Source organism: Mycoplasmopsis cynos, from assembly GCF_900660545.1.
GTDB classification, from domain to species: domain Bacteria; phylum Bacillota_I; class Bacilli_A; order Mycoplasmatales; family Metamycoplasmataceae; genus Mycoplasmopsis; species Mycoplasmopsis cynos.
This window is the reverse complement of the sequence record NZ_LR214986.1, coordinates 1-24,009: the sequence shown is the minus strand read 5'-3', so window position 1 is coordinate 24,009 and position 24,009 is coordinate 1. Positions and strand designations below refer to the sequence as shown.

The following is a 24,009-nucleotide window of genomic DNA, read 5'->3' as shown; positions in this document are numbered from 1 at the left end:
GTGTTTTAGTTACTTATGTTATATTAATTTGTCAAGATGACTAGTCCAAAAACACACAACGGAAATGTTTCCATATACTTTTAAAATAAAATTATAAGGTTATGAAAAAATGGAAAAAAATTATTAATAAATGCTTAATTATGACAGCTACAAGTATCATTACTATTTCAAACGCATGTAATAGTAATGATACTGAATTAAATAGATTAAAAAGTGAGTTATTAACCTCGTTAAATTATCTACAATATCCAAAAGAAAATGATAATCAAAATGTTATTGCTATATTAGAATTAAAAAAGAAAATAAATAATTCAACAAAAGAAAATATCAAACAATTAAAAGAAACAATTAATAAATTGAAACAATTAATTCCAACAACCTTAAATAAAATTAAAAATTTATCCTTATCTAAACAAAAAATATATAAAGATATCCTAAATTCATCGCACACAGTTCCTTCAATAGAATCACTAAATATTCGAATAGATAATACAATTGAAAAAGAAAAAGAATTAATATCCAAAAAAATAAATAATCTCCAATATGTTCCTATCGAAAAACGTAGTAAAGCCATTTTCGATCTAAATAATAAAAATTATTATGAAATGATAGATGAGTATAAATATTTATTAAAAGAAAATATTGTAACATGGATCGATGTTTTACCTTATCCAAATAAAAAAGCTAATGCTAAAAATAAACTATTAAATAAATATACAGATTTAGATAAGCAAACAGATGAAGAAATTCTAAAAATTGATCAAATTCTTGCTAAATTAGAAGCAAAAATTAGATTGAAATTAACCGAAATAGAACAATTAAATTACCCTGATTCTAGTAACGATCCAATAGCTGCTAATTATTTTAAAGCGCAGTTAAATGAAGCTGATACTGATGATAAAGTTGATGCTATTTTTTCTAAACAATGAAATGCAAAAATAAAATATTGAAACCAATTATTACAAAAAATTTCCAATAATGAGCATCATCAAAGACTTTTACATCAGTTAAAAAATACTTTTTTTGAAAACAGTAATGACCTTGAACATGGAGATTTAAAATTTTTAAAAGAACTTTATAATACATATGTATTACATTATGCTATTCCTGCAATTGATTCACTAAATAATTTAAGTAAAAATGAAAAATTTGAATATATTCAAAAAATTAATCCCCTACAAATTTCTGAATCTGAAATAAATAATAAAAACATACATGATAAACTTATAGAAATTGAAAATATTGTTGAAGAAGCAATTATTGGACACAATAAAATTGAGCTAACTCCTGATCAAACAACTTGAGGAGAGTCTTGATCAACTGAAAAAAATAAGACTGATCCTTCAAGTATAGAAAATGAAACAACTGTTTTAATTCTTGATAAATTAATTAAAAAACCTCTAAAAATATCAAGTTCAGAGTACCAGCTAATCTTGTCTAACTTAAAACCAATCCTGCCTTTAAGAAATACAATTGCAACAATTTTGTCGCTTAACAATATTGATGAATTAAAAGGAACATCAGGCGATCAATATAATAAACCTTGATTAATTTCCAAGGACTTGCTTAAACCAAATGCATTCACTGATGGAGTTTTAAATGAAGTAAAAGAATCTCAAACTGCCTTACATGTTAGAAAACTTGAAAAATATTTATTCGGCGTTAACGGAGATAATCCAACTGAAAAAAATGATCTTATTAATAAAATTGTTGTTTTATTAAAAGAGGATATAGTTAATAAAAATAATGAAAAATTAAATAAATGAAAATCCGATATTTTAAATAAAGTAAAAGAATTCATTAAAATATATATTAAATCTAATAAAAATGAAACTAAATTAGAAAATGCGGTTAATAAATATTTAAACACATACATAAACCCAGCAATCGTAAGATCTTATTTAGATTCTAAAAATAATGTAGATTTATTTAATAAAGAAAATGAATTAAATAAATTAAAATCTTCTAAAACTTTATTAGCTTGAGGTGATGATAAATTTGTGGATATCATAAGAAAAAATAATCTTTCAAACATTAGTTATGTTGATGAAGCTTCAAATGTACAATTTATTGCTCCATATAATAAAGATGCAAAGCGTTCAAATGTTATGTATCAATTAACAGTTTATTCATTCGCTGATGGAAATAATGATGGAATCGGAGATTTTATCGGGCTTAAAAATAATTTAGATTATTTTGTTAATTTAGGAATTGATACTTTATATCTTTCGCCAATTCATCCTGCTTCATCATATCACGGATATGATGTAATTGATTATACTGATGTAGCTCCTGAACTAGGAGGAATGAAAGCATTTGATGAATTTTTAATTAAAGCACATGAAAAAGGTATTAGAGTTGTGCTTGATATGGTTTTTAACCACACTTCATATGAGCATCCATGATTCCAAAAAGCCTTGCAAAATGATCCTAAATATAAGAATTTCTATTATATTTATGATCATCCAAAATGAACTGATCAGAATCAAAAAAATCAAAATAAAGAAGGAAGTGATACAGTAAGACATTTCTTCAGAAACGTTTATGATGCGAAAGATCCTTCAAAAAATCCTGCAAATACTAATTATAATTGAGCAGCAGAATTTTGATCTGGAATGCCTGATTTAAATTTAAATAATCCTGACGTTATTGAAGAACTTAAAAATGTTCACCGTTTTTGAGCAAGGAAAGGTGTTGATGGATTTAGATATGATGCATTTTATCACTTCTTTGATTCAAAAAATCCTGCAAAAGGTAATAATAATAAAGGCAAGGAGGTAGAATTATTTAAAGAATTCAGAAAAGTAATCAATCAAGAATATAAAAACGCTGAAGATCAAAAAGTCTCTAGATCATCATTAGATGCATTTATGTTTGGTGAGTGATGAGAATCACCAGAAGGAGAAAATGCTAAAAGAAATTGATTTTCAAAAAATGGTAATGATAAAGCACTTAGTTCTTTAATTGATGGTTCAAGATGAAAACTTAATCCAAATGTTGGTATAAGTTGAAAAGATGAACTATATTTAATTGATCATCTCACAGATAAAAACGGCCAAATAAGAGAATGAATGCCATTTTTAGACAATCACGATGTAGAGAGATGAATCACTCAATATCGTTATTCAAATAATGATCACAATGTAACAGAAATTCCTCATAAATTAACTGAATTTCAAAGAGCAGGCTATGAGTATGCATTGGTTAATCTTTTATCTCGTGGAGGATTACCAACTTTATATAATGGTAATGAAATTCTAATGCAAGGTGGTCCAAAAAATAAAACAGATGCAAATGTTAGAGAAGCATTTTGATGAAAAAATACAGCAAATAATGTTCATTTCTTTGAAAAAAGAAATCCAGGAGAAGTAATTACAAGAAAATCTTCAACCGGCGAAGGAACAGTTGAATCAATTATTAATAATCCAGATTCTTCATATAACTTAATTTCCAAATTAATAAAATTAAGAAAAGACTATAAATCATTGAGAGATATTGATACAAAATATATTACAATACCGCATGAAATTCTTATTTTTCCTTCAGAAAACAGCATTCATGATTATGAAATGACAGTAAGAAAAAATGAGGATGGCACATACATATTGATTTTATATTCAAAAAATGTCACTAATAATTCAAATATTATGCTTAAATCAAATTTTAAAATAAAAGAAACTTTCTTTAGTAAAAATATTAGTTTAAATCAATTTAGTTCAGGCACTGAAATAAAAGCGAAAGGAACTGGTTTTCTAGCTGCTTATTTAATTTCTCCTAAATAAAAAAATATCATTTTGTCTATTTTTGTTAAAAACATTTCTTTTGTCCAAAAAAAAAAAAAAAAAAAGCTTTTTATAGTTGCAAAAAGTCAAAAATGATAAAAAAGTACTGCTTAAATTTCAGTACTTTTTTATCATTTTTACATATGCTGTTTTTATAATAAAAATACTTAAAAGTATTGTTTTATAATGATAAACATCATATGTTTACAATAAATGTGGTTAATAAAATAAGTTAATGTAATTAGTCACCTTGACTAGTCTAATTAAGGTTGGTCTGGAAATGTTTACATATTCATTTAAATATAATTTTCTTGTTATGTCAAAAAATAAAAAAATAAAAAAATATATGTTTTTAACATTAAGTTTAAATACCTTATTAACCCTTCCGTTAATTGCACTATCTTGCAAAGAAAAAGATACTTCAATTAAAGATCTAAAAAGCGATCTTTTACAAGAATTAAAAAAGATAGAAAGTCATTCCAAGTACAAAGAATATTTAAAAACAATTAATACAACAGAAATAACAAAAATAAAATATGATGAAATAAAAAAAGAAATAAAAAATATTATAGACCAATTGAGAAATAAAATTAAAACAGTCATAGGAGAAATTTCAAATCCAATCAAAAAAGATGAATATACAGCAGAATTATCGAATGCAAATACATATAAAGAGCTTCAAGAATTAGAAAAAAAAGTGATTGAATATAAAAATAAAAAGATAGAAAAATCTGAGCCGAATACAAATTTAAACTCTAAGCAAAAAACGCCACAAAATACAGAGCCTTCTGTATCTCCTGGACCAATGAAACCCCCAACAAAATCAAATCCAAATGATAGTTCGGATTCTAATTCAAATCAAATAATGGATAAACAAAAAACAAAAGAGGAAAGATATAGTCAACTACAAAAATTAGTTCAAGAACTTCCTTTTCCTTCTAAAGATGCACTAGCTAAAAAGACCTTAAGCAATTCTATTCCATCAAAAGATACAATTACAGAAGTACAATTTAAAGAAAAAGAAGAATTATTTAAGAAACTTTATGGTCTTATAGATAAAAAAGTAAAAGAAATTTCTGAGTTAAATTATCCAAATAAAGATTCAGAAGCTAATAAATATTTTAAATCTGAACTTGATAAGGCTGATACAGAAGATAAAATAGCTAAAATAATACCTCAAGGATGAAAAGATAAAATTAAATCTTGAAATGAATTAAGTAATAAAATAACCGAAAGAATTCTTAGAGAAAGTGTTAAAACCAAATTAAATAACACTTACACAATAAATGATTTAGATAAAGAGCATGGAGAAAAACATTTTCTAATTGAATTGTATAACGCATATTTAGAAAGTAATTTCTATAATGCTATTAATAAAATGCAAAATCTAAGTGAAGAAATGAAAAAAGAGCTTAAGACAATGTTTTTAAAATTAAATGAATCAATTAATGATTCAGTAAATATTAATGAAAAATTAAATGAAATTGAGGCAAAACTTAATGAAGCTATTGAAGCTAATAAGGTTGATATTCAATTAAATCAAAAATCATGAGGTTGATCATGATCGACAGATAATGACAAGGATGTTTCAAGTAACAAGAATGAAACAAATTCTGATAATTTAAAAAGTATTCTTAAAAAACCAAAAAGTATTGATCAAGCAAAATATGATAAAGCACTTAATCATATTTCAAATATTCTTCCATTACGAAATACTATTGCAACAATTTTAGGGCTTGATGATTTAAGTAAATTAAAAGGTAGTTCAGGAGATCAAAAAGATAAAGATTGACTAGTTGGTAAGGAATTACTAAATGATTCAATATTTAAAACAGATAAATTAAGAGAAACATATTATAATGGTTCTCATGATGCTCTTCATATAAGACAACTAGAAAAATACTTATTCGGGGCTAATGGTGATCAAGAAAATTCTAAAGAAGAACTAATTAAAAAACTTGTTGGCTTTATTGAAGAAGATAAAAAAAATAATTCTAAGAAGCTTGAAGAATTTAAAAAAGAAATTCTTGATAAAGCAAAAGAATTCACTAGCACATATTCAAAAATAGCCGTTAATAATGAAGTGAAAATCAAAAATGCAACTGAAAAATACTTAAATACATATTTAAATGCTGCATATGTAAGAGTTGAATTAAGCATTAATACTATTAATCAAGAAAAGCAAAATACACCAAAATCATCTATACCTAGTGATTCACAAAAGAGAATAGACTCTAATAAAGATTCTTCTGTAACTCCTCCTGCACAATCAAAACCAAATGATAATATCAACAATACTGGCTCAAATCAAAAAATGGATAAACAAAAAACAAAAGAGGAAAGATATAGTGAACTACTAAAATTAGTTCAAGAAATTCCTTTTCCTTCTACAAATGCAATAGCTAAAAAGGCCTTAGGTGATTCTATTCCATCAAAAGATACAATTACAGAAGAACAACTTAAAGAAAAAGAAGAATTATTTAAAAAACTTTGTGGTCTTATAGATAAAAAAATAAAAGAAATTTCTGAGTTAAATTATCCAAATAAAGATTCAGAAGCTAATAAATATTTTAAATCTGAACTTGACAAGGCTGATACAGAAGAAAAGATAAACAAAATTATTCCCAATGATTGAAAAACAAAAGTTGAATTATGAAACAAATTAACTAATAAAGTATCAATAAGACTTAGAACAAAAGTTCAAGAAATATTAAATAAAACATACATAAATAATGATACAGATCAAGAACATGGAGAAAAACATTTTCTAATTGAATTGTATAATGCATTTTTAGAAGCAAATTACTATCATGCAATTGATAAAATGCAATATTTAAATAAAGATAAAAAAGAAGAATATAAGAAAAAATTGATTAAAATAGATAAAAACTCAAAAGAACAAATTAATATTCAACAAAAAATAAATGAAATAGATGAAAAATTAAAAGAAGCTATTGAAGCTAATAAAGTTAATATTAGGAAAGATCAAGGAACTTGAGGTGAATCATGATCAACTGACGATGTTAAAAATGATCCTTCAAATATGGAAAATGAAACAAATTCTGATAATTTAAAAAGTATTCTTAAAAAACCGGATAATATTGATCAAGCAAAATACGATAAAGCACTTAATCATATTTCAAATATTCTTCCATTACGAAATACTATTGCAACAATTTTAGGACTTGATGACTTAGACAAATTAAAAGGTTATTCAGGAAATAATAATGAGCCATGATTAATTGGTAAAGACTTATTAAATACTTCTGTATTTTCAAATAATTCTTTAGGATTCACTTATTATAATGGTCATAATGCTCTTCATATTAGAAAATTAGAAAAATTCATTTTCGACGCAGACGGCGATGATAACAATTCTAAGGAAACACTAATCAATAAGCTCGTTGGACTTATTCAAGAAGATTTAAAAAATAGAAATTCTCAAAATCTTGACAAATTAAAAAAAGAAATTTTTGATAAAGCTAGAGATTTTTCTAATAAATATTCAAAAGTAAAAGTTGAAGATGACAAAATCAAGAATGCAACCGAAAAATACTTAAATACATATTTAAACGTTGCATATGTAAGAGTTGAATTATCATAACTCTGTCTATTGAGAATTAAAAAATAACAATCATTAATAAAATAATGGTTGTTATTTTAAAAAAGAATCAATATTAATTTACACCAAACTTTCTCTCACATTTATTTAAAAGTCTCTTAATGTTTTCTTTGTGTGAATAAATCAAAAATGTAGCTGCTAAACCAAAAGTTATTATTGTAACTCAAAAATATCCTACTTGTAAACCTGTTATTCAACCAAGCGGACCTTCACTTATTCAAGGAATTGCGCAAAAGAATATCATCACAAAAGCAGTTACGATGCTCGCTAACGAAACATATCTTTTTCAAAACATTAAGCCAAAGAAAAATACAGAAGCTATCGGTAATAATACTATATTAATGGAAATTAAAAACCCTAATGATGTCGCTACTCCCTTGCCTCCTTTAAAATTATAAAATATTGGATAAATATTACCAATTACAACTCCTAAACCACCTAAAAGAGGTATTAAAAATAATTTGTTACTAATTAAACTAACATCTTTTGTTCTTTCAATAAATTCTGGGGTGATTCGAGAATTTATCCCATAAGATATTAAGCGGCAAATTAGAACCATTGTAAAAGTTTTAAATATATCAATCAAAAGAATGAACACAGCGGATTTAGTTCCATAAACTCTTAATGAATTTGTTGCTCCTGCATTTTTTGAGTAATATTCTCTTAAATCTGGTTTATTAAAAATTTTACTAAACACAATTGACGTATTTATTGAACCAATTAAATATCCAATTAGAAAAAAACCGACATTAATAAAAATTGTTAGAAAAAATTCCATTATGCCTCCATATTATAAAAATATTATATAATTAATTAAGTATTATGAAAAAAGAAAAAAAATATAAAATAAACATCGTTGAGCTACCTAATGATGTTTTAAGAAAAAACTCTAATGATATAAAAATTCCATTATCAAAAGAAGATGAAATTTTAGCAGAAATGATGATTTATCACATCGATGATTCTCAAAGAGAAGGCTCAGAATTTAGAGCTGGGGTGGGAGTAGCTGCTGTGCAATACGGAATATTAAAAAATGTTTTTTATGTTTTTTTACAAGATAATCAACAAAACATAATTTTTAAAGATGTCTTATTTAATCCTAAAATTGTTTTTGCAAGTAAAATGCAAGTAGCATTAAATGAAGGCGAAGGTTGTTTAAGTGTTCCTGAAACTTATCCAAATCAAGAAGGATACGTACATAGAAGTAAACGTATAATTGTTGATGCATATAGTTATTTTGAAAAAAAATTTTTAAGATATGAAGTTTCTGATTATCTTGCAATAATTTTTCAACATGAATTAGATCATTTAAATGGAAAGTTATTTATTGATAGAATAAGCAAAAAGAACCCTTGATTAAAAAAACAAGGAGTAAAATACATTTAACAAGAAAGGTATAACTATGAAAAATGATTTACAAAATATTTTTAATCACATTTCCAAATTAGAAGCATCGGGAGCTCAATTTTGAGCACCAATTATATTTATTGTTTTTCTCGGGATTTCTTTCTTATTTGGAATGATTTTTAAATTTAAATGAACAATTTTAAAAGTAATTGCAATAATAATCACAATGGTGGGTTCTATAATTGCATATAACAAAATTGCGGATATAGTCAATAAACATGATCAAAATCTAATTGGGTTTGTTCCATTTGGAGTAACACTAATAGCTATTGCTATTTATTGAGTTTCTCGGCTTATTTTATTTATTATTAATCTAATTCTTCATGCTATTATCAAAGGAATCCAAAAGAAAAAGAATCCTATCAAGAAAAGAAAATGATTATTCAGAATTTTGGGCGGATTTAGCAATTTAGTTGTTACAATTCCTGGTTCTTTATTGATTACTGATGTTTTTTTAGTTGGGACAAAAAATAAAACTAGTTTTGGTGAAGTTACAAAATTAGGTGTAAAACTACTAACATCTAATAAAGGTGTATCACTTGCTGGTTTAATAGAAAAAACAAAAGATATTGAAAAAGTACTTAATACATTAACAAAAAGCGACATACTTAGCAAAGACTATTCATCTCTTTCAGATAAAGAAAAAGAAGAATTGGAAAATACACTTAAAGAAACTGCGCACCTTATTAATGATAAAAGAATTTTTAATGCTGTTGTACCTATTATTACTAAAAAAGCAAAAGAAAATAACGTTGATAAAAAAATAGACAACATTGTTGAAAATGCTATAAAAGAAATAGAAACTAAAGATCCAAGTTATAAGAATGCATCTTCAGAAAAGAAAAAGGAAATAACAGAAAAATATATAAAAGAAAATATTAATAAATTATACGAAAACACTAAAAGAGAAGATCCGAAAATTGAAGACAAAATCAAGACACTCGAAACTGTTGTTGGAAATCTTAATGAAAACACTAAGAATGATCTTATTAAAGAATTTGACAAAGTTGTCCCAAATGATGGAGAATTAAGAAAGAAAATAAATGTTACTAAAACAATAGAAATATTTTTTGATTTCTTAAAAGAGAAGAACAAAAAAGAAAACGAAGTTAAAAAAGAAGAAACAAGCGGAATAAATGATTCAAACTTAAATGATTTTATCAATAATCTTAGTGGAGTGGGTTCAGAAGGCGGCCATAATGTTTAAACCTAAACGTTCTGGTCAGAAATTAGAATTAAATACTGCTCAATTTAATATTGAAAAGAATAAGGAATCAAAAATATACCTTGACCCACAAAAACAATTGAGCCCAAACACTTATTCAGTTATAAAAAAAGAAAAAAGAGTGAGAATTCTTTCAGCTATTTTTTGAGGTTTAATTTTTAGTGCATGTTTTATCGGGATACTTTTAAATGTTACATTAACACTAAATAAAGAAGATAAAAAAATTGGTTATTATTTTCTTTTAGCAATACCTTTTATTATCTCATTCTTATATATGGTAAAAAGCTTAATAAAAATATCTGGATGAAAAAAAGTTCAAACAAGTTTTAGACAAAGTTATTCAAACGCCGACGCCTCAGCAAGTTCAATGTTTGTTGATATATACCAGGCACTAGTACTAAAAAAACTTAGATTATCATGAGGTTTAGCCTTCTTTCTAACATATTTTGGTTTATTTAACTTACTTGTTTTAATTTTAAAAGATCAAGTTTGAGAGGTTGGAAATAATTTTGATAAAAACTCAGCTACAAATGGAATTAATTTTCACTTTATAATTGATTTTGCAAAAATAAATATTTCTTTATTTGGTAATGTAAACCTTTTATTAATTATTGATGGTTGTATAATTGTTGGCGCGATTGCTTTATATGTATTAATTATTCTATATGATAAAAAAAGAATACAAGATATTCAAGGTAATTTTGGTTCAAGTGAAGCAGCAATTTCAGTAAAGAACCTAGTTGAAAAAAGAAGACAAAAAGAAAATAAAGCATGAATGAGAACTTATATCATAATCTTTATTCTAGTTATATTATTACCTTTTGTTCTTTTAATTTACTTAATTTATAAAAAAATCATCAGAAGGAAAGCATAATGAATTTACTTGTTATTATAGAAGATAATTTTAAAGACGTAGAATTAGTTACTCCATTAACTATTTTTCAAACCTCACAAAAATTTAATAAAATTGATTTTTATAACCCGACATTAAAAGTTGCAAAGGGCGTTAATGGGCTTGCAAAAATTGAAAATATTCACAATGAAATTAATATTAATGATTACGATATGGTTTTTATTCCTGGTGGTCCAGGATCCCAAGATTTAAGAAAAAACTTAAAATCAATTAATATAATTAAACAATTATATGAAAAAATGAATAAAAAGCTTGTAGCTATTTGTGATGCTCCAAATGTTCTAAGTGAACACAAAATAATTCAAAATGAAAAATTTTCTTCATACCCGACAGATTGAAGTTCTGAATATCGCACATCCAATTGGACAACAGAGTTAATTTCAAAGTCAAACAATAAACTTTACACTGGAAATTCTCCATATTCTTCAGCTAAATTAGCATTTATGGTTATTGTTGAAGTTTTTGGTTATGATGTTGCGTTAAAGACATATCAAATTTTCGCAGGTTCTCCTGATGCAAAAGAAATTGTATTATAAAAAACCGCATTTGCGGTTTTTATTCAATTATTTTTAAAAGATAAATATTCTTTTTTCCGATATGTAAAATAGCATAATAGTTATCAAAAAATTCTGAGTAATTTTTTTGACTTTCATCAATGCTTTTAAGATTCAATTTAATTGCCCCTTTTTCAATAAATTCTCTTGCTTCTCTTTTTGACTTAACAACTTTTAGCTCAATTAAAGACTCAATTAAGTTTTCATTCTTTTTAACTTCTAAAACTTTTAGCTCATTCATTATTAACTCAATATCATTTATAGATATTTTAGAAATATCAAGATCCTTATCAAATAAAATTGAACTTAATGATTTTGATGCGTTTGCTTCATTTTGTCCATGTATATCCTTAATTATTTGATATGCTAATTGTTTTTGCGCATGTCTTTTTTTAGGATCTAAATTGTGTTCTTTAATTATTTTATCAATTTCACTCAATTCTAAAAAAGTTAATCATTTTAATAATTTTTCAACCTCTTCATCAGGTTGATTTAACAAAAATTGATACATTTGATATGGCTTTGTTAATTCGGGATTTAATCACAGACTTCCGCCTCCGGTTGATTTACCAAACTTCTTGCCGGTTTGATCTGTCAATAAATTAGTTGTAAATGCAAATCCTTTATGATTTGCCCCTTCTTTTTTTGAAATAATTTCTAATCCCGTTGTAATATTTCCTCATTGGTCAGAACCACCAAATTGTCCATAAACGTTATAATCTTTATATAGTTTATAAAAATCTCAACCTTGAATTAAACTATATGTAAATTCTGTAAAACTTAAACCATTATCTAATCTTGAAGTGATTGAATCTTTTGATAACAAGTAATTGATATTTATTAATGTTCCAACATTTTTTAAAAAATCTAAAATTGACATATTATTATAAAAATCAAAATTGTCAATAACTTTTAAATCAAACTTTTGTAACTGCTTTATAATGCTTGATTTATTGTTTAAAATTTCCTTATCATCAAGCATTACACGTTCTGAAGATCTAAATGAGGGATCCCCAATAATTCCGGTCGCTCCACCAACAAGAGCAATTACATTAATTCCCGCTTTTTTTAGTCTTAAAAGAACAGAAATTTGAATATAGTTTCCTAAATGCAAACTTTTAGCAGTTGGGTCAAAACCAGAATAAATAAAAGCTTGACTATCTATATTTTGAAATTTTTCAATATTAGTAATGTCTTTTAAAATTCCTCTATCTTTTAAATCGTTAATAATATTCATATTAAAATTCAAACTCCTTGCCTATATCATCCTTTGTTCCAAAAATTAGACCATCTCTATTTATTCCTAGCGTTCTATAACTCACAACCATACCGGGACTATTAATATCAAGTACCTTCCCTTCTAAAATATCTTTACCACTAAATGTTGTTGAGCCAGGTAATGCAATAACAATAACCCTACCCTGTTCTGTTTCTAATGTATTTGTAACAATATCAAAAATTGAAGTTCCATCAAATAAATTCAAAACAAAAAGCTTCTCAGACCTCGGGTGTGTTTTTCTCGCTTTTATTTCTGCATAAACAAATTTTTTGGGAACATCAAAAATAAGATTATTTTCATTTGCTATTTGTTTTATTAATGCATAGTTTTCTATTTTGTCTACATAAAATTTTTTATTTTTAATCAAATACTTTTTAGCATTTAAAATATTAATACTATTAATTTTATTTAATGAATCAATAAAAAAAACTAAATCATTTAATATTATTGTTTTCTCTTTTTTTATTTTAGAATTTACAAAAATTATGGCTGAATTATCAAAAAAATCACTTATATTATTAATAATAATCATTTTTTAATTATAGCAAATTTTAATATAATTAAAACCATGAAAGATATTGCTATTGTTATTGATTCATCATGTGGTTTAAATAAATACCAAGCTGAAAAATTTGGTTATTATTTTTTACCTCTTCAAATTGAAATAAATGAAAAAAAATACAATGATGGAATTGATTTTGATAACAAAAATTTCTTTGATTTTTTTAATCTTCAGTCAAAATCAGCTAAAACATCTGCAACTCCACTAGGATACTCAAAAAATCTTTTAGAAGATTTGGCATTGAAATATCAAAAAGTAGTTGTTTTCCCCATTTCTTCTAAATTATCTAGTCAGTACAACTCCTTAAAACTAATTTCAAATAATATAAAAAATATCTATATCGTTGATTCCGTTGATGTTGCGCAAACAATTTTATTTAGGATAGAAAAATTCAAAAAAAGTTTGATCAAAAATGGATTTGAATATGCTTTTAGCGAAGCTTCAAAATGGTCAAATAAAGAGTTGGATATAACTTTATTACCAAAACATAATGAATACTTGGTGAAAGGAGGAAGATTATCAAAAGGTGCTGCTACAATAGCTAAATTATTTAAAATAGTTCCTTTGATTAGATTCGAAAATGGTTCACTAGAAAAACAAGGGAAAGGAAGGATATTTTTTAAATCATTGCAAAATGTTCTTGATGAAAAATTTCAAATAAAAGAAAATAACGATGAACTAGTTTTACTAGGGAGCATGACACAAGATATGGTATCTTTATCTAAATACGCTAATGAAAAATATTCTTTAAATCCAATTATATTGCCAATTCCAAATGTTATTTCAGTGCATACTGGACCAGAAGCTATCGTTATTATAAAGGGAAAGTATTTATCAAGCGCCTTAGATAAATACTCAGGTCTCTATGAAGAAAAAAGAATATAAACTTAACAATGAATCAGAATTAGACATTATCATTAATGATTGAATTGATGATATAAGAGATGTAAAAATTGTTTTACTTAATGGTGAATTAGGTTCTGGTAAAACTACTTTTGTAAAAAAACTTGCGAAAAAACTTGGAATTGTTGAAAATATCACTTCTCCTTCATTCAATTATATGAAAAATTACAATGGTTTAATACATATTGATTTATATAATTATAAAGGTGATATCGAAGAATTTGAAGACTATTTCGAAGATAATATCATAGCAATTGAATGAGCTAATTTATTCAAATTAGATTATAAATCATATATCTTAGTTCAGACTACATTAAATAATGATCAAACACATACGTTTAGAATAGAGAAAAAATAATGAATATTTTTTTAGATACTGCTACCACTGATTTTGTATTAATTTTATTTACAAATGAATTTAAAGTTATTGATTATGTACACTATAAAAATTATAAAAAAAAGGTGGAACTAATAGTTGATGAATTCAAATACATTTTGCAAAAAAATAACATTAATATAGGTGATATAAAAGCTTTTTACACTAATTTAGGACCTGGTTTTTTTACCGGGATTAGATCATCGTTAATTTTTTTAAGAACAATAGCATTAATATTAAACCAAAAAATTTATACTACTAATACATTTGAAATTTTAAATTTTATAAATAATGATAAAAAAGATTTCATTTTAGACGCACAAGGACAAAAATATTTTTTTCTAACATATAACGATTTTGATTCAAAAGATTATTTAAAAAAAATTAAAATACTTAATCAACAAAATCTTCCTTTAAGTAATCTTAATTATGATGACTTAATTAAAAATTTTTCTAAAATAAAAAATATTTTCACTTTAGAAAGTGAACTTATAAATATTGAGCCTTTATATATAAAGAAACCTCAAATCGGGGGTAAATAATGCTTATTTTAGGTATTGAAACATCACACGATGATACTTCACTTGCTCTATTAGAAGATGGAAAAGTTTTAGATATGTGAACAATTTCTCAAATTGACATTTTTAAAGAATTTGGGGGCACTATTCCAGAACTAGCTTCAAGAGAGCATGTAAAAAATATTTCAATAATTCAAAAAATTATTCAAAAAAAATATGACTTAACAAAAATTAGTTATATAGCATACACAAAAGAGCCTGGTCTAATCGGTTCATTACAAATTGGGTTTTTATTTGCAAATGCTTTATCAATTTCATTAAATAAGCCACTTATTCCAATCAATCATCTAAATGGTCATTTTCTTTCTGCTACAATAACTCACAAAATAACCTTCCCTGCTTTATGTTTACTTGTTTCTGGGGGACATACTCAATTAATTTATTCAAAAGATATTGATGATATTAGTATAATTGGCGAAACTTTAGATGACGCTGTGGGAGAAGCTTTTGACAAAATTTCAAGTAAATTAGGTTTAGGCTTTCCTGGTGGGCCCATTATTGATAAATTATTTAATGAATATAATGGAGAATTTATCAAACTAACTAAACCAAAAACTGAAAATGAGTTAGATTTTTCATTTAGTGGTTTAAAAACACAAGTATTAAACATTGTAAATCAAGCCCAAATGAAAAATCAAAAAATTAATAAGGTGCAAATCGCAACAAGTTTTCAAAGAACTGCGGTTGATTATCTAATTTATAAAACTAAATTAGCGCTTGATAAATATAATGTCAAAACTTTAGTTTTAGGTGGTGGTGTAAGTGCTAATAAATTATTAAGATCAGAATTCATAAAGCTACATAAAAATACTATAATTCCTGATCTTAAGTATTCAACTGACAATGGTGCAATGATTGCTCAATCAGCATATTTAAAAGTATTAAAGAATAAAAAATAGCAATATAAATAGCGATCATATGGTTTTATATTGCTATTTTTAAAAACATCATAATATAAGAATATGATAAAATAAAACTATGAATATAAACCAAAATATCAAAAAAAAGATTGATGAATTAGTTGATAAAATCAATAAGTGAAATCATGAATATTATGTTCTTTCTGAACCTTCTATATCAGATAATAAATATGATATAGAATTAAGAAAATTAGAAATTCTTGAGCAACAATATCCAGAATTTATTTCAATTAATTCTCCAACAAAAAAAGTTGGCGGTAATATTGTTAAAGGCTTTAAAGAGTTTAAACATAATAGTCCTATGCTTTCTTTGGCAAAAGCATACTCAAAACAAGATTTAGAAAAATTTTATAATGATGTAATTAAAAAAATAAGTAAAAAAGTTGAGTTTAGCTTGGAACCGAAAATTGATGGTGCATCAATTTCTTTACATTATGAAGAAGGAATTTTGGTTAGAGCTGTAACTCGAGGAACTGGACAAATCGGAAATGATATCACTAATAACATTAAAGAAATAGCTGATGTTCCAAAAATAATTAATTATAAAAAAACATTAGAAGTTAGGGGTGAAGTTTATCTACCAAAATCTCAATTTGTTCTAATCAATCAAAAAAGAGTTTTAAATAATGAAAAACCTTTTGCAAATCCAAGAAATGCAGCTTCTGGAACAATTCAACAATTAGATAATTCAACAATTAAAGAAAGAAATTTATCAACCATTATTTATAATATTGTTGATCCGTTAGAACATAATATACAGACACAAACGGACGCTATACATAAATTAAAAACCTTAGGCTTTAATACTAGCCCCTACATAGAGAAAAGCAGTCTCTTTGAGGAGATTTGAAACTATGTTTTTAAGTTTAAAGAATTAAAAAAATCATTTGATTTTGAATGTGATGGTTTTGTTTTAAAAGTAAATAAATTTGATTTATGAAACAATTTTGGTTTAACTGCAAAATTCCCAAAATATGCAATTGCTTACAAATTCGAAACAGAAGAAGCAAAATCAATTATTAAAAATATAATTCCAACAGTTGGAAGAACAGGAAAAATTAGTTATATCGCAGAAATTGAGCCTGTTACATTAGCTCAAACCACTGTCAGAAAAGCAACTCTTCATAATAGTGAATTTATAAAAGAATTAAATATAAATATTGGGGATGAAATAATCTTAATAAAATCAGGTGAAATAATTCCTAAAATTACAGGATTAAGTAAAAAGCACTCGATAAATTATTATGAAAAAATTAAATATTGCCCAAGTTGTGATTCTATATTGGTTAATCTTGATAACTTAGTTGATCAATTTTGTTTAAATGCAAATTGTAATGAAAAAAAGATTCGTTCAATAATACACTTCACAAGCAAAAAAGCACTCGACATCAATACTTTAGGCGAAAAAAATATCGAATTATTTTATAAATACGGTTTTATTAGTGATTTAATTTCCATTTTCAAATTAAAAAATTTTAAAAATGAGATTTTAAAACTAAGAAATTTTCAAGAAACTAAAATAAATAAAATACTAGATAGTATCGAAAAAGCGAAAAACACACAATTTTTAAATGTTCTATATGGAATTGGTATAAAACACATCGGGCTTTCTGTTGCTGAAATTATTGCAGAAAAAATTAGTAATTTTAAGGAATTAATAAATATAAATTTTGAAGAATTAGAAAAAGTAAACACTATTGGCCCTTCAATTATTTATGAATTAAAAGAGTATATAAAGCAGAATAAAGACTTATTAATTAAATTTGATGAAATATTTAAATATCAAACCCATTCTACTAAAAAAAGTCATACTTTAAATAATCTTTCTTTTGTAATTACAGGAAAATTAAATTATTCAAGATCGTTCTATGAACAAAAAATAAAAGAAAATAACGGAAGATTATTGAAAAGCGTTAATAAAAATTTAGACTATTTAATAACTAATGAAAAAAATACAAATAGTTCAAAAATGATTGCTGCATTAAAATATGATATAAAAATAATAAACGAAGAGCAATTTTTAAAATTAATTAAAAAGGATGAAAAATAAGATGAAATTTAGAAAATTATTTTTTCTTAGTTTAGGCTTCGCTTGTTTCACGACAATGGTTGCTTGTAAATACGGAAAAGTTAAATTACCTACGTTGCGTAGTTCATTAAATAAAATAAAGGGTCATAAAAAATATCAGGAATACTTAAAAGCAATCGAAAATGAAAGTATTTCTGTTTCAAAAGAAAAGAAAATATTAGAAGATATTAATATCATTATAGAAAATGAAAAAAAAGAAATATCATCTAAAATAAATTTATTATATAAAGCTTCGATAAATAATAAAAATGAAATAGAACTAAAATTAAAGTCATCAAGTGATAAACATTTTACATTTAATTTAAACGAATCATCTAATGATACTTTTTTTATAGAAAAATACAGTACTGTTGTTGATGTTTCTTATTATGTTTATGACGGCAAAGACGAAAACTTTTCTATTACTTCAAAAATATTAAATAATAGTCACTTCGCTAAACTCTCATCAAACGAAGAATTTTATAAAAATGAAAAAGAAGGAAAAAGATTAGATGTTTCACTGAATAAAAATAAAATTTTTGAAAACTTAAGAAAAAGAGTTTTTGTTGTTGGGGGTGGTACTTCAACAATGATCGCTAAGGTAAAACCGTCTGATCCTAATGATCAACGTTATTATTTTATTACTAATAGGCACGTATCAAACATATTAAAAAATAGATGAGCTAATAGGCAAGTACTTAAAAAATTTTTAATTTCCTCAGCAGATGATAATAAAGTTAAAAATGCTGATAAAGACATTTCAATTGATGTTGAATATAATAATTTTGTATTTGATTTTTGAGAGTCAAAAGAGCAAACACCAAGAAAGCAAGGTAATATAAAAAACAAAAACTATAATAATGCTGATATATCAATTTCTATTATTGATATAAGTCCTATCATAGAAAAAGCAAAAAAAGAAAACAATATTAAAATTTTAAATTATTTAAATGAATGAAAAAAAATAAAACCTCTTAAATTAAGTAAAAAAACTAAGCATTTAAATTCTAATGATTATGTTAACTTACATTTAGCTTCCTTCCCTCTAGATGATTATGCAGGGTTCACAGGAAGAAGATATAGAGAACATATTATTAGTAAAATAAGAACAGTAACAATAAACGACCAAGCAAGAGAATATGAAAAATATGGTTTTTTTAGAACTTTCATTCAAAAAGATGATTCTCCGAAATTAAAATATGATTTAATTTCAGGAGCGTCAGGTAGTTTGGTTGTTGATGAAAATAATGATATGATAGCATTATTTATGCAAAATATTAGCGATGATGAATATGGTTTTGGTTTATTATCATCACAAGATTATGACTATTTTGGCTATGAAACAAATAATAATCAAAATTCATTTAAAAAACACTTAGAAGCAGAAATTAAAAACAGTCCCGATAAATTTGAAATGATTGAATTTTAAGTTTAAAAAAGCCAGATTTAAATCTGGCTTTTTTAAATTGTTTTATCCATTCATAAAGAATAAATAAAATTTTTATAAAGGACAATGAAATTATTTTTTAATTTCTTTAAGACGGGCACTTTTTCCTTTACGGTTTCTCATATAGAACAATCTTTTTCTACGAACTTTATTTGATCTAACAACTTCAATATGCGCGATTAATGGTGAATTAACAGGAAATGTTCTTTCTACACCAATACCATATGAAATTTTTCTAACTGTAAAACTTTCTCTAGTCCCTGATTCCTTTTTAGATATGACTAAACCTTCAAAAACCTGAATACGTTCTTTTTCACCTTCACGTATACGTACGTGAACTTTAACATTATCTCCTGTTTTAAATTCAATAATATCGGTACGTAATTGTGGTTTTTCTACTATTTCTAATAATTTATTTCTCATTTTCTAACCTTTCTATAATGTCTGGTCTATTTTTTAGAGTTTTTTCTCATTGAGCTTTCAATTTTCATTCATTAATTTCTTTATGATTTCCATTAAATAATACTTCGGGAACTTTTTTTCCTTTATATTCCCTTGGTCTTGTATATTGCGGATAATCTAATAATCCTTTATTTTGGAATGAATCATTTTGATACGAATCTTTATTTATAACACCGGGAACAAGTCTTATAATACTATCCGCCATTACCATCGCGGGTAACTCCCCTCCTGTTAAAACAAAATCACCAATAGATAATTCCGCATCAACAAGATCTACTATCCTTTCATCAAAACCTTCATACCTACCGCAAATAAAAGTTATTTCTTTTTTATCAGAAAGTCAATTGGCTATAGTTTGATTAAATGTTTTACCTTGTGGTGAAACTAATATTTTATAGCCTCCTTTATTTTCTAAGCTTTCTAATGCTAAATCAATCGGTTCTATTTGTAACAATAAACCATGACCGCCGCCATATATTTCATCATCAACTTTTTTATGTTTGTTTTTCGAAAATTCTCTAAAATCTATGACGTTTATATCAATTATTTTTTTATTTAAAGCTTTGTTAATTATGCTTTCATCTTTAAATGGTTGAAAATAATTTGGAAATATTGTTAAGAAATTAACTTTCATAAAAATTATTTATTTCTCTTCATCAATGTTGAAACAGTGTCTGTTGGTTTAGCGCCTAAAGAAAGTCATTTATTAGTTAATTCTTTATTTAAAACAAGTTCTTTCGTATTTGGATTATAATGACCAAGTGCCTCAATAAATTTTCCATCACGGGGAGCTCTAGCATCAGCAACAACTATTTTATATACTGGTTTAAACTTGCTACCCATTCTTTTTAATCTAATCTTTACCATTTGTCCTCCTTTTGGTGTCAAGCATTTTTGCTTGACAGTATAAATTAATTATATAACATATCTTTTTAAATATAAAAAATAAATCTAAAATTTTTAAATTCTATAGTATAAAAAGCATATAATTTTCTTATATACTTTTATATTTAATTTATATTAAAAAAATAACTATTCATCTTCTTCTATATTCAATACAGAATCTTCGTTTATTCACACAATATCACCAGGCCTTACTTTTGAACTCCTTGATGTAATTTTTTTGCCATTTAAAGTTACATGATTGTCTTCTAAAAATTTTTTTATTTCGCCGCCTGTGTTTATAATTTTTGAAAATTTTAATAATTGAGAAATTTTTATAAATTCACTTTTTATTTTTATTATCATTTAATATCTCCTAATAGGGGTTAATATTTGGATATTATCTTCATTTTCACCATCTAAAAGATAAACTCTGTCTTCATTGCTTGAGATATAAATAATTATATTTTCTGAATCAAATGCAGAAATACTTTCTTTTATGTATTGTCAATCGATATCTATTTCTAGATTTTTTCCTTTATAAGAAAATTCGGTAGTAATATATTCAGAAATACCAATTTCCGGGATTTCAAAAGTAGTTTTTATTTCGTTTTCTGTTATAAAGAATTGTAGTCTTCTTATTTTTTCAGGAGAATAAAAAACAGTTTTGTTTATTACTTTTGATAATTCTTCTTTTTTTATTTTTATTTTTATTTTTTTATTTTTTTCATCAATCTTTAAAATATTATCTACGTCTATATATTTTATAGGTGTTGTGTGGGTATATATAATGGTGTTTTTGTAAAAAATACCTAATCTGTTATTTTCAAAAAATAAATTAACCTCAGAAGGCATTTCTTTACTATATAACTTTTTAAAATTTCTATTGTCTATGTTAATGTCAATATCCATATTTTGGTCAGTTTTAAAAGTACAAGAAGATAATCTATAACTATCTGTCGCTGTTAATCTAATTTTATTATTAATAGATTTTAAATTAATAGTTTTCGTTACAGGATTAGAAGTTATTCCGTGAGTTTTGTCGTTTGATAAATTAGTTGATATATAAACATTATTAATCGCTTCACTAAATTCTTTTGAATTTATTGTAGTATTATTACTAGGTAAATTAAAATTTAAATCTGGATATTTAGATTCATCTAGTAAAGTTAGAGTATATCTTGTGTTTTTTTCATAAATTTCTAAAGAGTTTTCGTTTTTTATAAAAGTTATTTCTTTATCAAATTTTTTTATAAGATTTTTTAATAATAATGTATTTATCAACATTTTTCCAGGAATTTCTAATTTTATATTTTTTTCATCAATTTGTAAAGTTTTTTTTGCTGCTATATTTGAATTTCCCCCAATAAAGGTAATTTCACTATTATTAATTTTTATATATATACCTCTAAATGGAGTAAAAGTATCTATGTTATCAACAAATGTTGATAAAAATTCAATAGTATTTTCGATAATATTTTTGGAAATTGTAAATTTCATATTAACTCCTAATATTAATAATATTATTTTATGTTATTTATGTGAATAAGATATAACAATTTTAAAAAAATATCTTATATATAGTACTAAGAAGCATTTTTATACAATATTTTAATTGTTATTTTATTCTTACTTATTTGTTATTTGCTTGTGCGTATATCTTTTTTTATTTGTTCTATTGCCAGTTTAATAGATGATTCAGTTCCTTCGTTTTTAGATTTTTTTAAAGCGTTCAAAACGGTTGTGTGGTCTTTGTTTAATACTTTTCCTATTTCGGTCGATGACATACTTAATAAATTATCCATTAATATAATGCATATATGTCTAGCTATTACTATCTCTTTTCTTCTTGTTTTCCCCATTATTTCTTTTGCTGTTACTTTATAATAAGAAGAAACTTTTTTAATTATTATTTCAGGAGTTGTTACGATTGATAATGATGTACTATCTCCAAAAATATTTTTGACTACATTAAATGCATAAGTTGCATTCATTAAGTCGTTTTTATAGTATTTAACTTTTGCGACAACACCTAGTAATGATCGAATTGAGCTCGAATATTCTTTAATTAAAAAGGATTTAGATTCTTCATCAACAATATCAACATTTATATTATTTTTTTCAAATAAAAAATCCAATAAACATTTATATTCACTTTCTTTTGGTTTTTTTATTTTACTTAAAAACCCCGATTGAATCCTTGTTAATAGGCGCTCATCAAACATAGGTTCTATATCTTTTATATCCATTTCAGTTGAAATGATTGTTGGTTTATTTTTATGTATTCTCGCATCAATGATTTGATAAATAAAGTTTTTTGTTTGCTTTTTTTGCCCTTCGCCAAATATTTGAAAATCATCAAATAAAACAATGTCAACAGAAGAAAGATGGTTAAGTATTTTAGTAATATAAGTTGAATTATTTTCTTGTAATGCTAATAATATTTTTTTATTAAATATTAAGGGATTTATGTATATTGATTTTTTTCCTCTTTCTTCAAATCTATTCCCCACAGCTTGTAATAGATGTGTTTTTCCAATTCCTGAAGCTCCTGAAATAAATAAAATATTTAGATCTGATTTTTGTTCTGCGATATCTTTACATATGTCAACGCATTCTTTGTTAAATTCACTTCTTAGATATGTGTCAAATGTAAATTTATCTGAATACTCATTTTCAATAAAAGATTTAACTTGTTTAACAACTTCTTTTTCTGATGATTGCTTATTTATGTTTTTATATTTATTTACATCTTCTTTGGAAATGATTTTATATTTATATTCTTTTCCAAAAACATCACAAATAGTTTTTGATATCGACTCTTTATAAAATTCATTATAAATCATAGCGTTATCTCCGTTATAATGAAAAAAAGTTATTATTACTTCATTGTTATCAAAAGAAATAACTTCAACGTTTTTAAAAAAAGTTTGGTAAATCATATTATCTGGTATTTCATTTATAAAATAACTTCTCAATTCATTAGTTTTTATTTGATTATCAACTATTTGTTCTCTTATACTATTCAT

At 24.8% G+C, this 24,009-nt stretch carries 21 protein-coding genes; 12 read left to right on the top strand and 9 right to left on the bottom strand.

Annotated elements, in window-relative coordinates; translation table 4 throughout:
- Window positions 1–101 precede the first annotated feature (101 nt).
- Window positions 102–3,782, top strand: a complete 3,681-nt coding sequence (locus tag EXC48_RS00450; protein ID WP_223216291.1) for an alpha-amylase family glycosyl hydrolase — start codon at window positions 102–104, stop codon at window positions 3,780–3,782.
- A 316-nt stretch (window positions 3,783–4,098) separates the two neighbouring features.
- Window positions 4,099–7,386, top strand: a complete 3,288-nt coding sequence (locus tag EXC48_RS00445; RefSeq protein WP_129720383.1) for a hypothetical protein — start codon at window positions 4,099–4,101, stop codon at window positions 7,384–7,386.
- Between the two features lie 73 nt (window positions 7,387–7,459).
- Here the strand turns inward: EXC48_RS00445 and plsY are convergent, their stop codons facing one another.
- Entirely contained in the window at window positions 7,460–8,182 is a 723-nt protein-coding gene (gene plsY / locus EXC48_RS00440; protein WP_129720382.1) for a glycerol-3-phosphate 1-O-acyltransferase PlsY, read from the bottom strand.
- A 44-nt stretch (window positions 8,183–8,226) separates the two neighbouring features.
- On the opposite strand from plsY, the gene def reads away from it, so the two are divergent.
- The 4 genes from def to EXC48_RS00420 are packed head-to-tail and all read left to right on the top strand — an operon-like array spanning window position 8,227 to window position 11,485.
- Entirely contained in the window at window positions 8,227–8,790 is a 564-nt protein-coding gene (gene def, locus EXC48_RS00435; RefSeq protein WP_129720381.1) for a peptide deformylase, read from the top strand.
- A 16-nt stretch (window positions 8,791–8,806) separates the two neighbouring features.
- Window positions 8,807–10,018 carry a hypothetical protein gene (locus EXC48_RS00430; RefSeq protein WP_129720380.1) on the top strand — a complete coding sequence of 404 codons (1,212 nt, stop codon included), beginning with the start codon at window positions 8,807–8,809 and terminating at the stop codon, window positions 10,016–10,018.
- Window positions 10,011–10,910 (top strand): MSC_0882 family membrane protein, encoded by a 900-nt coding sequence (locus EXC48_RS00425; protein ID WP_129720379.1) that lies wholly within the window; start codon window positions 10,011–10,013, stop codon window positions 10,908–10,910. Before EXC48_RS00430 ends, EXC48_RS00425 begins: the two co-directional genes overlap by 8 nt.
- Window positions 10,910–11,485: a DJ-1/PfpI family protein gene (locus EXC48_RS00420; RefSeq protein ID WP_129720378.1), complete on the top strand. Its 576-nt coding sequence runs from the start codon at window positions 10,910–10,912 to the stop codon at window positions 11,483–11,485. Before EXC48_RS00425 ends, EXC48_RS00420 begins: the two co-directional genes overlap by 1 nt.
- Before the next feature lie 19 nt (window positions 11,486–11,504).
- On the opposite strand, the gene tyrS is transcribed toward EXC48_RS00420, so the two are convergent.
- Together tyrS and tapR are read right to left on the bottom strand one after the other, a co-directional pair.
- Window positions 11,505–12,740: a tyrosine--tRNA ligase gene (tyrS, locus tag EXC48_RS00415; RefSeq protein WP_129720377.1), complete on the bottom strand. Its 1,236-nt coding sequence runs from the start codon at window positions 12,738–12,740 to the stop codon at window positions 11,505–11,507.
- Between the two features lies 1 nt (window position 12,741).
- The gene (tapR, locus tag EXC48_RS00410) at window positions 12,742–13,314 is read right to left on the bottom strand and encodes a TyrS-associated PheT N-terminal domain-related protein TapR (RefSeq protein WP_129720376.1); all 573 of its coding nucleotides are present in this window, start codon (window positions 13,312–13,314) and stop codon (window positions 12,742–12,744) included.
- 36 nt (window positions 13,315–13,350) lie between these two features.
- Between tapR and EXC48_RS00405 the strand changes: the two genes are divergently transcribed.
- The 6 genes from EXC48_RS00405 to EXC48_RS00380 all read left to right on the top strand — a co-directional run bounded on the left by EXC48_RS00405 (window position 13,351) and on the right by EXC48_RS00380 (window position 19,618).
- Window positions 13,351–14,229 (top strand): DegV family protein, encoded by an 879-nt coding sequence (locus EXC48_RS00405; protein WP_129720375.1) that lies wholly within the window; start codon window positions 13,351–13,353, stop codon window positions 14,227–14,229.
- A complete protein-coding gene (gene tsaE / locus EXC48_RS00400) occupies window positions 14,210–14,605 on the top strand; it encodes a tRNA (adenosine(37)-N6)-threonylcarbamoyltransferase complex ATPase subunit type 1 TsaE (RefSeq protein WP_015286878.1) in 396 nt (131 codons plus the stop codon). The genes EXC48_RS00405 and tsaE overlap by 20 nt, the downstream gene beginning before the upstream one ends.
- Complete coding sequence (gene tsaB / locus EXC48_RS00395; protein ID WP_129720374.1) at window positions 14,605–15,165, top strand: tRNA (adenosine(37)-N6)-threonylcarbamoyltransferase complex dimerization subunit type 1 TsaB; 561 nt, start codon at window positions 14,605–14,607, stop codon at window positions 15,163–15,165. Before tsaE ends, tsaB begins: the two co-directional genes overlap by 1 nt.
- The gene (gene tsaD, locus EXC48_RS00390; RefSeq protein WP_129720373.1) at window positions 15,165–16,100 is read left to right on the top strand and encodes a tRNA (adenosine(37)-N6)-threonylcarbamoyltransferase complex transferase subunit TsaD; all 936 of its coding nucleotides are present in this window, start codon (window positions 15,165–15,167) and stop codon (window positions 16,098–16,100) included. Before tsaB ends, tsaD begins: the two co-directional genes overlap by 1 nt.
- Before the next feature lie 79 nt (window positions 16,101–16,179).
- Window positions 16,180–18,171: an NAD-dependent DNA ligase LigA gene (ligA, locus tag EXC48_RS00385; RefSeq protein ID WP_129720372.1), complete on the top strand. Its 1,992-nt coding sequence runs from the start codon at window positions 16,180–16,182 to the stop codon at window positions 18,169–18,171.
- A 1-nt stretch (window position 18,172) separates the two neighbouring features.
- A complete protein-coding gene (locus EXC48_RS00380) occupies window positions 18,173–19,618 on the top strand; it encodes a hypothetical protein (RefSeq protein WP_129720371.1) in 1,446 nt (481 codons plus the stop codon).
- A 90-nt stretch (window positions 19,619–19,708) separates the two neighbouring features.
- Here EXC48_RS00380 and rplS read toward each other — a convergent pair whose 3' ends face one another.
- From rplS to EXC48_RS00350, 6 genes are all read right to left on the bottom strand, one after another.
- Window positions 19,709–20,059 (bottom strand): 50S ribosomal protein L19, encoded by a 351-nt coding sequence (gene rplS, locus EXC48_RS00375; RefSeq protein WP_015286872.1) that lies wholly within the window; start codon window positions 20,057–20,059, stop codon window positions 19,709–19,711.
- A complete protein-coding gene (gene trmD, locus EXC48_RS00370; RefSeq protein ID WP_015286871.1) occupies window positions 20,049–20,732 on the bottom strand; it encodes a tRNA (guanosine(37)-N1)-methyltransferase TrmD in 684 nt (227 codons plus the stop codon). Before trmD ends, rplS begins: the two co-directional genes overlap by 11 nt.
- 5 nt (window positions 20,733–20,737) lie before the next feature.
- Window positions 20,738–20,965, bottom strand: a complete 228-nt coding sequence (gene rpsP / locus EXC48_RS00365; RefSeq protein WP_129720370.1) for a 30S ribosomal protein S16 — start codon at window positions 20,963–20,965, stop codon at window positions 20,738–20,740.
- Between the two features lie 165 nt (window positions 20,966–21,130).
- Entirely contained in the window at window positions 21,131–21,346 is a 216-nt protein-coding gene (locus EXC48_RS00360; RefSeq protein WP_129720369.1) for an RNA-binding S4 domain-containing protein, read from the bottom strand.
- Window positions 21,347–22,480 carry a DNA polymerase III subunit beta gene (locus tag EXC48_RS00355; protein WP_129720368.1) on the bottom strand — a complete coding sequence of 378 codons (1,134 nt, stop codon included), beginning with the start codon at window positions 22,478–22,480 and terminating at the stop codon, window positions 21,347–21,349. It abuts the gene before it with no gap.
- Window positions 22,481–22,620: 140 nt separating this feature from the next.
- On the bottom strand, window positions 22,621–24,009 hold a 1,389-nt coding region (locus tag EXC48_RS00350; protein WP_129720367.1), incomplete at its 5' end, for a DnaA ATPase domain-containing protein.